General features: G+C 38.9%; 14 protein-coding genes. 12 read left to right on the plus strand and 2 right to left on the minus strand.

Features of this window, described 5'->3' with window-relative positions; translation table 11 throughout:
* Position 1 precedes the first annotated feature (1 nt).
* A complete protein-coding gene (locus V471_RS07250; RefSeq protein WP_002891090.1) occupies positions 2-910 on the minus strand; it encodes a LysR family transcriptional regulator in 909 nt (302 codons plus the stop codon).
* A 207-nt stretch (positions 911-1,117) separates the two neighbouring features.
* On the opposite strand from V471_RS07250, the gene glmS reads away from it, so the two are divergent.
* From glmS to V471_RS07315, 12 genes are all read left to right on the plus strand, one after another.
* Positions 1,118-2,926, plus strand: coding sequence for a glutamine--fructose-6-phosphate transaminase (isomerizing) (glmS, locus tag V471_RS07255; RefSeq protein ID WP_045768647.1), 1,809 nt, complete (start codon positions 1,118-1,120; stop codon positions 2,924-2,926).
* 117 nt (positions 2,927-3,043) lie between these two features.
* Positions 3,044-3,376 carry a zinc ribbon domain-containing protein YjdM gene (locus V471_RS07260; RefSeq protein WP_002891088.1) on the plus strand — a complete coding sequence of 111 codons (333 nt, stop codon included), beginning with the start codon at positions 3,044-3,046 and terminating at the stop codon, positions 3,374-3,376.
* Positions 3,377-3,575: 199 nt separating this feature from the next.
* Complete coding sequence (locus V471_RS07265) at positions 3,576-4,217, plus strand: amino acid ABC transporter permease (protein ID WP_002891087.1); 642 nt, start codon at positions 3,576-3,578, stop codon at positions 4,215-4,217.
* A gap of 8 nt (positions 4,218-4,225) precedes the next feature.
* Positions 4,226-4,855 carry an amino acid ABC transporter ATP-binding protein gene (locus V471_RS07270; RefSeq protein WP_002891086.1) on the plus strand — a complete coding sequence of 210 codons (630 nt, stop codon included), beginning with the start codon at positions 4,226-4,228 and terminating at the stop codon, positions 4,853-4,855.
* Between the two features lie 12 nt (positions 4,856-4,867).
* Positions 4,868-5,719 (plus strand): amino acid ABC transporter substrate-binding protein, encoded by an 852-nt coding sequence (locus V471_RS07275; RefSeq protein ID WP_004182424.1) that lies wholly within the window; start codon positions 4,868-4,870, stop codon positions 5,717-5,719.
* A 113-nt stretch (positions 5,720-5,832) separates the two neighbouring features.
* Entirely contained in the window at positions 5,833-7,248 is a 1,416-nt protein-coding gene (locus V471_RS07280; RefSeq protein WP_070849707.1) for a Y-family DNA polymerase, read from the plus strand.
* On the plus strand, positions 7,245-7,622 hold the full coding sequence (locus tag V471_RS07285; RefSeq protein ID WP_070578503.1) for a hypothetical protein: 378 nt from the start codon (positions 7,245-7,247) through the stop codon (positions 7,620-7,622). Before V471_RS07280 ends, V471_RS07285 begins: the two co-directional genes overlap by 4 nt.
* Positions 7,600-7,881: a DUF5960 family protein gene (locus tag V471_RS07290; protein ID WP_045772402.1), complete on the plus strand. Its 282-nt coding sequence runs from the start codon at positions 7,600-7,602 to the stop codon at positions 7,879-7,881. The genes V471_RS07285 and V471_RS07290 overlap by 23 nt, the downstream gene beginning before the upstream one ends.
* A 135-nt stretch (positions 7,882-8,016) precedes the next feature.
* Positions 8,017-9,036 (plus strand): alcohol dehydrogenase AdhP, encoded by a 1,020-nt coding sequence (gene adhP, locus V471_RS07295; protein WP_045772403.1) that lies wholly within the window; start codon positions 8,017-8,019, stop codon positions 9,034-9,036.
* Between the two features lie 459 nt (positions 9,037-9,495).
* Positions 9,496-10,389 (plus strand): ABC transporter ATP-binding protein, encoded by an 894-nt coding sequence (locus V471_RS07305; protein ID WP_014633060.1) that lies wholly within the window; start codon positions 9,496-9,498, stop codon positions 10,387-10,389.
* The gene (locus tag V471_RS07310; RefSeq protein ID WP_013990505.1) at positions 10,386-11,126 is read left to right on the plus strand and encodes a hypothetical protein; all 741 of its coding nucleotides are present in this window, start codon (positions 10,386-10,388) and stop codon (positions 11,124-11,126) included. Before V471_RS07305 ends, V471_RS07310 begins: the two co-directional genes overlap by 4 nt.
* Complete coding sequence (locus V471_RS07315) at positions 11,119-11,697, plus strand: hypothetical protein (protein WP_070849709.1); 579 nt, start codon at positions 11,119-11,121, stop codon at positions 11,695-11,697. Before V471_RS07310 ends, V471_RS07315 begins: the two co-directional genes overlap by 8 nt.
* A 600-nt stretch (positions 11,698-12,297) precedes the next feature.
* On the opposite strand, the gene guaA is transcribed toward V471_RS07315, so the two are convergent.
* The gene (guaA, locus tag V471_RS07320; RefSeq protein ID WP_002883901.1) at positions 12,298-13,860 is read right to left on the minus strand and encodes a glutamine-hydrolyzing GMP synthase; all 1,563 of its coding nucleotides are present in this window, start codon (positions 13,858-13,860) and stop codon (positions 12,298-12,300) included.
* Positions 13,861-13,908: the final 48 nt, after the last annotated feature.

The following is a 13,908-nucleotide window of genomic DNA, read 5'->3' on the forward strand; positions in this document are numbered from 1 at the left end:
ATTAGTTGTCAAAAGTGACTTCTTTAACGAGGTTATCTAGGAATTTTTCTCCCATTTTAGAGAGGGTTGCCTTTTCATGCTTCAAGTAAACAATATCAATTTCATCATCAATATCAAGCGGGATAGAGACAATGTTATCTCCATTCAAATTACTATTTAAAATACCTGTAGCAATGGTGTAACCATCCAAACCAATTAATAGGTTGAAGAGTGTCGCGCGGTCTGAAACCACGATGGATTTTTTATGGGGAATCTGAGAGAGGATTTCTTCAGAATAGTAGAAGGAATTATGAATCCCTTGGTCGTAACTAAGGTATGGGAAGTCTTCTAAATCTTCTAAAGAAACAACTTCATGCTTAGCCAAGGGATTTGACTTGCTGACAAAGATATGTGGTCTAGCTTTGAAGAGACTGGTATATGTGAGACGGTTGTCGTCAAACATCTTAGTCAAGACATCTCGGTTATAGCTGTTAAGGAAGAGAACACCAATTTCTGAACGGAAGTTCTTAACGTCCTCAATAATTTCGTAAGTACGTGTTTCACGTAAGAAGAGTTCGTAACGTGTCATATCAGCTCTTTTGAGAAGTGAGACGAAAGCATTGACAACAAAAGCGTAGTGTTGAGAGGAAACACTAAACAATTCACGTGTTTCTGTGTGACTCTTGTAACGTTCTTCCAAGAGATTCGTTTGTTCCACTACCTGACGGGCATAAGAGAGAAATTCAACGCCATCCTTGGTTAAGGTGATTCCTTTAGGGTTACGGATAAAGATATCAATTCCCATTTCTCTTTCCAAGTCACGAACAGCATTTGAAAGACTTGGTTGTGTGATGAAAAGTTGTTTTGCGGCTTCATTCATTGAGCCGGTTTCGACGATTTTGATAATATAATGTAATTGTTGAATTCGCATAGCCTTATTATAGCATATTTTAAGGATTATTCCTTAGGATAAGAGGCGAGTAAAAGGTCTTTTTAGGACTATACCAATTTTTATACTTGACAATGTCAAATATATGGAATATACTGTCCTCGTCAAGCTTTTTAAAGAGCTTATTGACTATACCAATTTTAAATAAAGGAGACATGACCTCTTTGATTTGAGGTTATTATTAAAAATATGTGTGGAATTGTTGGTGTTGTAGGTAACACAAATGCAACTGATATCTTGACTCAAGGACTTGAAAAGCTAGAATACCGTGGTTATGATTCAGCTGGTATCTTTGTAGCTGGCGATGCATCTAGTCAATTAGTTAAGGCTGTTGGCCGTATTGCGGAACTTGCTGCTAAAACTGAAGGAGTAGAAGGTACAGCCGGTATTGGACATACTCGTTGGGCAACTCATGGTAAACCAACAGAGGACAATGCTCACCCACACCGCTCAGAAACAGAACGTTTCGTTTTGGTTCACAATGGTGTTATTGAAAACTATCTTGAAATTAAAGAAGAATACCTTTCTGGTCACCATTTCAAAGGTCAAACCGATACTGAAATTGCAGTTCACTTGATTGGAAAATTTGTTGAAGAAGATGGTTTGTCAACTCTTGAAGCATTCAAGAAAGCTCTTCACATTATCCGTGGATCATATGCCTTTGCCCTCATGGATTCTGAAGATGCCTCAACAATTTACGTGGCAAAAAACAAATCACCACTTTTGATTGGTCTTGGTGATGGCTATAACATGGTCTGCTCAGATGCCATGGCTATGATTCGCGAAACTAATCAATACATGGAAATTCACGATCAAGAGTTAGTTATCGTGAAAGCTGATAGTGTTGAAGTTCAAGACTATGATGGCAATGTAAAAGAACGTGATAGCTATACAGCTGAACTTGACCTATCTGATATTGGTAAAGGCACATACCCTTACTACATGCTCAAAGAAATCGATGAGCAACCAACAGTGATGCGTAAGCTTATCCAAGCCTACACAGATGATAAGGGGCAAGTGACTGTAGATGCTGATATTATCAAGGCTGTTCAAGAGGCTGATCGTATCTATATTCTTGCGGCAGGAACATCATATCATGCTGGTTTTGCTTCTAAGAAGATGCTCGAAGAGTTGACAGATACACCAGTTGAGCTTGGTATTTCTTCTGAGTGGGGTTATGGTATGCCACTCCTTAGCAAGAAACCTCTCTTTGTTTTTATTAGCCAATCAGGTGAAACAGCAGATAGCCGTCAGGTTCTTGTTAAAGCTAACGAGTTGGGTATTCCAAGTTTGACAGTGACAAACGTTCCGGGATCTACTCTTTCTCGTGAAGCTGACCATACAATGCTTCTTCATGCTGGCCCAGAAATTGCCGTAGCTTCTACTAAAGCTTACACTGCTCAAATTGCAGCTCTTGCCTTCTTGGCTAAAGCAGTCGGTGAAGCGAATGGTAATGAAAAAGCTAAAGCATTTGACTTGGTACATGAATTGTCACTTGTAGCACAATCTATCGAATCAACACTCTCTGAAAAAGAAGTTATTGATGAGAAAGTAGCAGCTCTTCTTGCAGAAACACGTAATGCTTTCTATATTGGTCGTGGTCAAGATTACTACGTTGCTATGGAAGCTAGTCTTAAATTGAAAGAAATCTCATATATTCAATGTGAAGGTTTTGCAGCAGGTGAGTTGAAACACGGAACGATTGCTTTGATCGAAGATGGTACACCTGTTATTGCCCTCTTGTCTGACGCTGTTCTTGCTAGCCACACTCGTGGTAATATCCAAGAGGTAGCAGCACGTGGTGCTAAAGTGTTGACTATTGCTGAGGAAAATATTGCTAAAGAAGGCGATGACATCGTTCTTAATAACGTTCACCCTTACTTGTCACCAATTTCAATGGTTGTACCGACACAATTGATTGCTTATTTTGCAACACTCCATCGTGGACTCGACGTCGATAAACCACGTAACTTGGCTAAATCAGTTACTGTTGAATAAAAATACCAACATCTCTTACAGTGTAAGGGATGTTGTTTGTTTTTATCGTTTTCACCCTTGCTTAATTGAGAAATCTAAAGTAGAATAGTATCTATATCACAATCTTAGGAGAGAATTATGTCATTACCAAATTGTCCAAAATGTAACTCAGAGTATGTTTATGAAGATGGAATCTTGCTTGTATGTCCTGAATGTGCCTATGAGTGGGATCCAAACGAAGTTGCAGAAGAAGAAGGACTTGTGGTTCTTGATAGCAATGGCACACGTCTTGCTGACGGTGACACTGTTACAGTTATCAAAGATTTGAAAGTTAAAGGTGCGCCAAAAGATATTAAACAAGGTACACGTGTTAAAAATATTCGTTTGGTTGAAGGTGACCACAACATTGATTGTAAGATTGATGGTTTTGGTGCTATGAAACTTAAATCTGAATTTGTTAAGAAAATCTAAAATAAGCTTTAGGGACACTAGACTTAAGTATAGTTTGTTTCTTAGGACCGATTATTTAAGTCTCTCAGGAGTGTGACTATGAACTCATTTAAAAAGTGGGTCTAGTCGCACTCCTTTTTACTATTTTCAAAATCTTATATCATTTTTTTAAAAAATTTGGTATAATATTCAGTAATACTAAATAATTATAGGAGTTTATATGTCATACGTTTTGGAAGTATTACCAGCCCTTTTGAACGGTGCGGTAGTCACACTTCAAGTATTCTTCATTGTTATCGTACTGTCGATTCCATTAGGGATTGTACTTGCTTTCTTAATGCAGATTAAATTCAAACCTTTAAATTGGTTACTAACCCTTTATGTTTGGATTATGCGTGGAACGCCCCTCCTTTTACAATTGATCTTCGTTTATTATGTTCTTCCAAGTGTTGGGATTGTCTTTGACCGTCTGCCAGCTGCTATTCTTGCTTTTACGCTTAATTATGCAGCTTATTTCGCAGAGATTTTCCGTGGAGGAATCTTGGCTATTCCGAAAGGACAATACGAAGCAGCGAAAATGCTTAAACTTAGTCCTTTCCAAACTATCCGCTACATTATCCTTCCTCAGGTGGTCAAGATTGTCTTGCCAAGTATTTTTAACGAGATTATTAACTTGGTTAAGGATTCATCATTGGTTTATGTGCTTGGGGTTGGAGACCTTCTTTTGGAAAGTCGTACCGCTGCGAACCGTGATGCGACCCTAGCACCGATGTTTGTGGCTGGGGCTATCTATCTTATCCTTGTGGGTGTGGTGACTGTGGCTTCGAAACACATCGAAAAGAAATTCAACTATTATAAATAGGAGACCTTATGTTAGAATTAAAAAATATTTCCAAGCAATTTGGTCAACACAAAATTTTTGATAACTATAACCTAACTGTCGAAGAAGGGAAAATCTTAGCTATTGTCGGACCATCTGGTGGTGGTAAAACGACTCTCTTACGTATGTTAGCAGGACTTGAAACCATTGATTCAGGGCAAATTATTTATGAAAATGAAGAGATTCCTTTGGATCAGATGGAAAGTCGTAACTTGCTAGGTTTTGTCTTCCAAGATTTCCAACTGTTTCCGCACCTGACAGTCTTAGACAACCTAACACTTTCGCCAATTAAGACGATGGGAATGTCTAAGGAAGATGCCCAGAAAAAAGCTCAAGCCCTACTTGACCGTTTAGGTCTGGGAGCTCACGGAAATGCTTATCCTTACTCTCTTTCTGGGGGACAAAAACAACGTGTTGCATTTGCGCGTGCTATGATGATTGATCCGAAAATTGTCGGTTATGATGAACCAACATCAGCTCTTGACCCTGAGTTGCGTCAAGAAGTTGAGAAATTGATTTTGCAGAATCGTGAGACTGGGATTACGCAAATCGTTATCACTCACGATATGCAGTTTGCACAGCACATCGCCGACGAGATTGTCACTATCAATCCAAAATAGTGAGGATTTTCCATGAAAAAAATAGTAAAAACGATTTTTCTAGGCTGTCTTGTCATTTTGCCTTTGTTTGCGCTATCAGCTTGTAGCTCGCGCTCACATTTTGCAACTCAGAAAGACCAGTGGCAAACCTATACCAAAGAAAAGAAAATCAAAATTGGTTTTGATGCGACCTTTGTTCCTATGGGATATGAGGAAAAGGATGGTAGCTATGTTGGTTTTGATATTGATCTTGCCACTGCAGTTTTTAAATTGTATGGTATTGATGTCGAATGGCAGGCTATTGACTGGGATATGAAAGAAACAGAACTGAAGAATGGGACAATTGACCTCATTTGGAATGGTTACTCGGTCACGGATGAGCGTAAGCAGTCTGCAGACTTTACAGTGCCTTATATGGTCAATGAACAAGTACTGGTAACCAAAAAGTCTTCGGGAATTGATTCTGTTGCAGGAATGGCAGGTAAGACCTTAGGTGCCCAAGCAGGCTCTTCCGGTTATGATGCTTTCAATGCTTCACCGAAGATTTTGAAGGATATCGTCGCCAACCAAAAAGCAGTCCAATATTCGACCTTTACTCAGGCCTTGATTGACCTTGATAGTGGACGTATTGACGGCCTATTGATTGACCGTGTGTATGCTAATTACTACTTAGAAAAATCAGGAGTTCTGGATCAGTATAACGTTATGCCTGCTGGTTACGAGGGTGAAAGCTTTGCTGTAGGTGCTCGTAAGGCAGATAAGACACTGATCAAAAAAATCAATCAAGGATTTAGAACTCTTTATAAAAATGGAGAATTCCAAAAGATTTCTGACAAATGGTTTGGCGAAGATGTTGCCACCGACCAAGTTAAAGGGAAAAAATAGAAGGATAACAACATTCTAGAAGGGATGTTGTTATTTTTTTGTGGAAAATACTTGAAATAAAACAAGTTATATTTTATACTAATGTTAGTTTATAAACTAACGAAAGGGCAAGCATGGGATATTTTGATTATTCAAGAGAACCGCAAAGTGATATTGCTTTTGTAGATATGAAATCTTTCTATGCGAGTGTAGAGTGTGTTGAACGTGGGTTGCACCCTCTTAAGACTTCTCTATGTGTGATGAGTAGGGCTGAAAATGCTAATGGCTTGATACTAGCCTCCTCGCCCATATTTAAGCAGGTTTTTGGTAAGTCAAATGTTAGTCGTTCTTATGACTTACCTTTTGACATTCATTCTCGTAAGTTTCACTATTATAATGCCAAAAAGCAGGGACTTCCAACGGATAGAGATTTTGTAGATTACATCGAATCTTGGGCCAAAGTTACCTTTATCGTTCCTCCTAGAATGGATCTCTATATAAAAAAGAATATTCAGATTCAACACATTTTCCAGAATTATGCCAGTGTTGAAGATATTCTTCCCTATTCCATTGATGAGGGTTTCATTGATCTCACGTCGTCACTGAATTACTTTATTCCCGATAGGACAGTTACAAGAAAAGATAAGTTAGATATGATTTCAGGGCGTATTCAAAGAGATATTTGGAGGGAAACAGGTATTTACTCGACAGTTGGGATGTCTAATAGCAATCCCTTATTGGCCAAGTTAGCTCTTGATAATGAGGCCAAACATACGGCTACTATGAGAGCCAACTGGTCCTATGAAGATGTCGAGACTAAGGTTTGGAATATCCCCCATATGACCGATTTCTGGGGGATTGGAAAGCGGATGGAGAAGCGTTTAAACAAGTTGGGGATTTTCTCTATTCGAGAACTTGCTAATAGCAATCCTGATACTCTTAAAAAGGAGTTAGGTATTGTGGGTTTAGATCTTTTTTTTCATGCCAACGGTATCGATGAGAGTAATGTTCATAAACCTTATAAACCAAAGTCACATGGCTTAGGGAATTCCCAAATCTTGCCACGAGACTATGAGCGTCAAGCTGATATTGAATTGATTCTAAGAGAGATGGCAGAACAGGTAGCTATTAGGTTAAGACGAGCCCATAAGAAAGCTTGTCAAGTTTCCATTAGTATTGGGTTTTCAAAGTTAGAGGGCAAGCGTTCGCTACAAGCACAGATGAAGATTGAACCTGCTAATAATACAAGAGTACTAATAAGCCATGTCATTGAACTCTTTAGGAAGAAATATCAAGGAGGGGCTGTTCGAAGTGTCAGTGTCTCTTATGCAAATTTTGTAGATGAAAGGCTTCAAATTATTTCTTTATTTGATAATCCAGATGACATTGATAAAGAAGAAAGACTTCAGGCAGCTATAGATAGTATTCGACAGGAATTTGGCTTTACGACAATTCAAAAAGCAACTGCTTTACAGGAGGCATCTAGAAGTCTTGCTCGAAGTAAGCTTATTGGTGGACACTCTGCTGGAGGATTAGATGGCTTAAAATGATAGACCGTAGTTACCTTCCCTTTCAATCAGCTAGGGAACATCAAGATAGGGGAATGATGAAGTGGATGGGCTTTTTCTTATCAGAACATACAAGTTCCCTACATGAAGATAAGACTAAAGAAAATTTTAGGAGTCATTTGGATGATTTAGAGAAGTTTACTTTATTAAACCAGCTTTATTCAGGTCAATTATTGGGAAATTTCCAGATAAAGGATCAAGGTAGGCGCTGTAGATGTAGTGGCTATGTGGTCGACTTGGGTTTTAATCAAGTTATCATAAAATCTTGCAAGCGATATAAATGTATTCGAACAAAGGATATATTAGAAATTAGTTTGGGGGTTGAAAACATAGATGAGGAAGAGAAAAATTTATGATGATAAATTTCAAATTGATTATTTTTCTGATAGCTATTTAAAATTTGAAGAAGACTTTTATCGCTATTCTGCCATGGATATTCCCTTAACCTTTTTGACGGATGATATTATGAGGGAGCTAGCTATCAGTCAAAAGAATTATTTTCTATTAAATAAAGAGAATGCCAGAGATGGACGCAATCAGTATTTCCATTTTGAAGTCAGCCTAGTTGATTCCAAGACACTTGTGAGACAGTATAGATATCTTGGAAATGATTGAACCTTAGCAATATCAGCAGCAGAAATAGTACTTATTGAACTATTGAACTTGTATAGAGAGTTTTGCAAGCTAAGAAATTCTTTATGTAAGCGCTATAATGAAGGTGTTAAAAGTTGTCATATGGAGGTAATTAAGATGAGAGCAGTTGTTGTTAATCAAGCAAGTACAGGTGTTGAAGTTGTTGATCATGAAAAACCAGCAGTAGTTGGTCATGGTCAAGCTTTGGTTAAAGTTGAGTACTGTGGCGTTTGCCATACTGACCTTCATGTAGCTCATGGAGACTTTGGCCAAGTACCAGGTCGTATACTAGGCCACGAAGGAATTGGTATTGTTGAAGAAGTTGGCGAAGGTGTTGAGACACTTAAAAAAGGTGATCGCGTATCAATTGCTTGGTTCTTCGAAGGATGTGGCCACTGTGAATATTGTACAACTGGTCGTGAAACACTCTGTCGTTCTGTAAAAAATGCTGGTTATAGTGTTGATGGTGGTATGAGTGACTATGCTTTGGTTACTGCTGACTATGCTGTGAAAGTTCCAGAAGGACTTAATCCAGCTCAAGCTTCATCTATTACTTGTGCGGGAGTTACAACATATAAAGCTATTAAAGAAGCTAAAGTTGAACCTGGTCAATGGGTAGCTATTTATGGTGCTGGAGGACTAGGTAACTTGGCTATTCAATATGCTAAGAAGGTTTTCAATGCACGAGTAGTAGCTGTTGATATCAACCAAGATAAACTTGATTTGGCTAAAGAATCTGGCGCTGATTTAGTGGTGAACGGTAAAGAAGTTGAAGATGTAGCAGGCTATATCCAAGAAAAAACTGGTGGTACACACAGTGCTGTTGTAACAGCGGTTTCTAAGGTTGCTTTCAACCAGGCTATCGATAGTGTACGTGCTGGTGGAACAGTCGTTGCGGTTGGTCTCCCATCTGAATATATGGAGCTCTCAATTGTCAAAACAGTTCTAGATGGTATCCGTGTTGTTGGATCTCTTGTAGGTACACGTAAAGACTTAGAAGAAGCCTTCGACTTCGGTGCACAAGGATTGGTAGTACCGGTTGTTGAAACTGTTCCTGTTGATACAGCGGTAGAAGTCTTTGATCAAATGGAAAAAGGTGAAATTCAAGGACGTAAAGTATTGGATTTCACTAAGTAAACATATCTCACTCAATATTATCGTGATTATTTGAAGAGTGGTGTGGTATAAGTCACTTAAATCATTTTTTGAAAGTGGTCTAGTAGAGAAACACCATCGATATATTTGTATCGATGGTGTTTTTGTTAGTTTATAATTTCATTAAAACGTATACTGTCCAGCACAAAAAACAGAGTTTAAGATAGATATGCATCAATGTCTTAACTGGAAAACACCTTATGAAGTATTCTATGGGGAAAGTATGCACTTAATTTGACAATTCAAGGGAAATAAAAAGACAATACTATATAATAAGTCTAGAGGCGAACTATATGAAGTATCTGAAATATAGTTTCAATTTTTTGAAAGTATAAGAAATAAGAAAATCTGTCAAAATGCTTTTAAAGCAACGATATAATACTGAAAATATAGATATTGAAAAAATCAAAGGGAATCTTCCAAATCAAGGGGTTATCTTAAATGACTAACATAACATTTTCACAAGTTCAAAAGAGTTTTCACAAGAAGTTGGTGTTAGACATTCCTGATTTTCAAGCGGATTCAGGTGAAATCTTCTCCATCGTTGGTGGCAATGGTGCCGGTAAATCGACTTTTATCAAGCTCTTGGCAGGGATTTTTTTGCAGGATAAGGGCGAGGTTCGTGTCTATGGCGTTTCTAATCGCTCCAAGAAAATCCACTCGCTGGTCAAGTTTGTCTTGGAGAGCGGGCAGGGGTTGTACAGTTATTTGACAGCTATGGAAAATCTCCAATATTTTCTAGGCTTGAATGGGATTGCCTTGTCTCATATCAAGGCAGAGGTGGATATCTTGTGTGACCAGCTGGCGTTTACCCCTTATAAGGACACGCTGGTTTCAGAACTGTCCCAGGGCAACCGTCAGAAATTGACCTTAATCTTAGCTTTAGTACAGAAACCGAAAGTACTCTGTTTGGATGAGCCGACTAATGGGCTAGATTTGCTGGCAAAAAAACAGCTGATGACTCTTTTGCAGGATTATGCTCGTTATCATCAAGCAAGTATTTTCATCACCAGTCATGACGCTAGTTTTATCGAGAAGGTCAGCACTCGGGTGGTGGTAATTCAGGAGGGGCGGCTTTATCGTGAAGGAACCTTTGAGGAGATTTTTGGTAATGTCCACCAGCATGAAGTCTATCACTTGCTTCTAGCTAAGAGTGCAGAAAGTGTACTGAGGCAAAGCTTTCCTGAGCTGGACTACAAGGTGCTTGATGATGGGATTTCGGTAGAGACCAGAAATCCAGACCTTTATCGGCTATTGCTAGAAGAAACGGAAGTCTTGCAGTTCACCCGAGAATCTGCCTCTTTGGAAGATTTGCTGTATGAGGTGCTCAAATGATGCTATCAGCGATTGGGCGAGAGTTTAGTCGTCAACTCAGCGAATACAAACAGTTCAAAGTCAATCTTCTCTTTGCCAACCTGGGAATTTTCTTTCTAGTTACGGGTTTTCTGACCTATTTTGACAGCCAGCAAGATACTTTTGAGTTGTTTATCTTGCTTTTTACTTGGTATTTTTCTAGCCACAGTATCACCCATCCAACCTATTTTATCGAGGATGAGATTGCAGACCGCACCATTATCAACGTGATTCAGAGTCGGCGGAGCATCTTTGGCATGCTTTTTATCAAAATTATCGTACAGATTTTGTTGGACTTGGTCAAGGCCATTCCTTTGTTTTGCTTGGTTGCCTTGGTTCAGCAGATTGCCTTTCCTACTGACTGGGTCGTTACATTTGTTACTTTTCTTCTGTCCTTTGTGGTTATTGCGTCCCTTTATGGTCTAGGCTTTCTCTTTGCCAGTTTTTCCTTTGTCTTTACAAAAATTTCCAGTATTACTAGCCTCCTTGCTTACGGGATTCTCTTTTTGGCTGGTTTTCAGGAACAATCGAGTCATTTGATTGCTACTTTAACTCGTTTCTTGCCTTTTCATCTCTTGGTGAGTTTTATCCGCCAACCAAGTTGGTTCGTTCTTTTATTATTACTGGGATACGGTTTGATTTACTGGCTTTTGGGTTACTTGTGCTTTCAAACTTGTTTGACCTATGCCAAAAAGAAGGGAAGTTTGTTCCATGTATAATGAAGTGAAGCGATTTTATCTCTTTCGCAAGAGACGCTGGGCGGATACCCTGTTTGACACCCTCTACCACGTCATTTTCATTCTTGGTTTTTATAGCCTTTTGAGGGGAAATTCTGACTTTCAGTTGTCCTATTTCTATTATTATTTCATCTTGACCCATGTGGTTTCCTTGGGAAATGAAGAGTTGGAGTACGAGATTCGGTCTGGGCAATCTTTTGGCACCCAGTATGCTTTGCAATCAGTGTATAGAATTTACCTGCAACGAGCAGTGGTTTACTTTGTTTGGTTGTCTTTGATTTTCTGGATTGCTTTACTTTTGATTCATCAGAGCTTACCAACTCATTTTTCTTTGAAGGTCATCAGTTTCCAAGGACTGCTCGTAGTACTGATTGGTTTCCTGATTTTCCTTGGCTATTATCTTGTCATGATTCGACTGACCATCCGTTTCCAACGGATTTCAGTCTTGGTAGATTTTCTAAACACCGTGCTCTTATTCTACTCAGGACTCGTCTTTCCAGTGGTGAGTTTTGGGAATTTGAAGAAATTATTTGATGGGATTATAAGAAATTAAGGATTCTTTTTCAATACAGAGTCCTTTTTCTATTGAGATCTTCTCTTAATTCCTATCCTCTGAGACGGTGAAGGTGATAAACTCCCACTTACAGTGGACAGTGAAAATACTATAATTCACTAGAAGTGAATTGCCGCCCAAAAGAAGTCCAAAATCTGTTGAAAAAACTAAGAGTAGTTCAACTCTATCTAAACGAAGAGAAGTCTGTGATTATCTTGCTAGAAGATATAAGATTGGTCAAACAACCATTAAATGATGAATCTGTAAGCATAAGCAAGATGTTTTTTTATTTGATAAATTGTAAAATATAGTGCAACAAAAAACTCATAGCTTTTCATTGGTGTAAACTGTAAGTAATCACATAAACAGAACTCGAGGAAAAACTATGAGCTACTCTCATCTTAAAAGCAAAAATTTTTCTGACCCCGTATCATTGCTTATTGGTTTATTTTTTAAATAAGATATAAAAAATCCCCACCAGAAAGAAATTCTGGTGGGGTATTTGGTGGGGAACCAAATATAATTAATTAGATTTTAGCGTTTTAAAACAATTCAAAATGCTGTTAAATCAATCAAGTCACTTTAAATTAGGTTTATATTTTATTCCCACTCTACAGTTGCAGGTGGTTTACTTGTAATATCGTAGACGATACGGTTAACGTGGTCAACTTCGTTAACGATACGTACAGAAATCTTTTGAAGAACTTCCCATGGAAGCTTTGCAAAGTCAGCTGTCATACCGTCAATTGAAGTGATAGCACGGATAGCGATAGTGTAGTCATAAGTACGGCCATCACCCATAACACCGACAGAGCGAACGCCTGTGTTAACAGTGAAGTATTGCCATACATCACGATCAAGACCAGCTTTGGCAATTTCTTCGCGAAGGATAGCATCAGACTCACGAACAGTTTCAAGTTTCTCTTCAGTGATTTCACCCATAACACGGATGGCAAGTCCTGGTCCTGGGAAAGGTTGACGCCAAACAACTTCGTCAGGCATTCCCATCTCAGTACCAAGGGCACGTACTTCATCTTTAAAGAGGGTATTAAGTGGTTCAATCAATTCAAACTGCATATCTTCTGGAAGACCACCAACATTGTGGTGAGATTTGATTGTTTGGGCTGTCTCAGTACCTGATTCAATAATATCAGTGTAGAGTGTTCCTTGAGCTAGGAAGTCTACACCTTTAAGTTTGCTTGCTTCGTCATCAAAGACGTAAACAAACTCGTTACCGATGATTTTACGTTTTTTCTCAGGATCGTCAACACCAGCCAAGAGATCTAGGAAGCGTTTAGAAGCATCAACACGGATAATGTTAAGGCCAAATTTACCTCCAAGCATCTCCATAACTTGGTCACCTTCACCTTTACGGAGAAGACCGTGGTCAACGAAGATACATGTCAATTGATCTCCGATAGCTTTTTGCAAAAGGACACCAACAACAGATGAGTCAACCCCACCTGAGAGGCCAAGAAGGACTTTACGGTCACCAACTGTTTCACGGATTTGTGCAATTTGCATATCTACGAAGTTAGCCATTGACCAGTCACCTTTGGCACCACAGATACCGAAAGCGAAGTTTTTCAAGATATCGTTACCATATACAGAGTGACGAACTTCTGGGTGGAATTGGATACCGTAGAAGTTTTTCTCAGTATTTTCCATTGCGGCGAATGGGCAATCTACTGAGTCACCAACAAGATGGAAACCTTCTGGAATTTCTGTAACAGCATCACCGTGGCTCATAAGAACGACTTGTTCTTCAGGAGTTCCTGCAAAGAGTTCTGATTGGGCACGAAGGCGAAGTGTTGATTGGCCATACTCACGGTTACCAGCTTCACCAGCAGGAACAACTTTACCACCAAGTTTGTGGGTCAACAGTTGCATTCCGTAACAGATACCAAGAATTGGAATACCAAGTTCAAAAATTTCTTCGTCAATACCAAAGGCATCTTCGGCATAAACAGAGTTAGGACCACCCGAAAGTACGATACCGATAGGATCGATGGCACGGACTTCATCAGCGGTAATTTTATGGCTTTTCAATTCAGAGAAAACGCCAAATTCACGAATACGACGTGCAATCAGCTGATTGTATTGGCTACCATAGTCTAGAACAATGATTTTCTGCACATCATTCAAAGTAGAAATGTCAGTCATTATTACCCTTTCTTTTTACGTCACAAATGGACTCTTATGCAATCATTG

Source organism: Streptococcus salivarius, assembly GCF_002094975.1.
GTDB classification, from domain to species: Bacteria; Bacillota; Bacilli; order Lactobacillales; family Streptococcaceae; genus Streptococcus; species Streptococcus salivarius_D.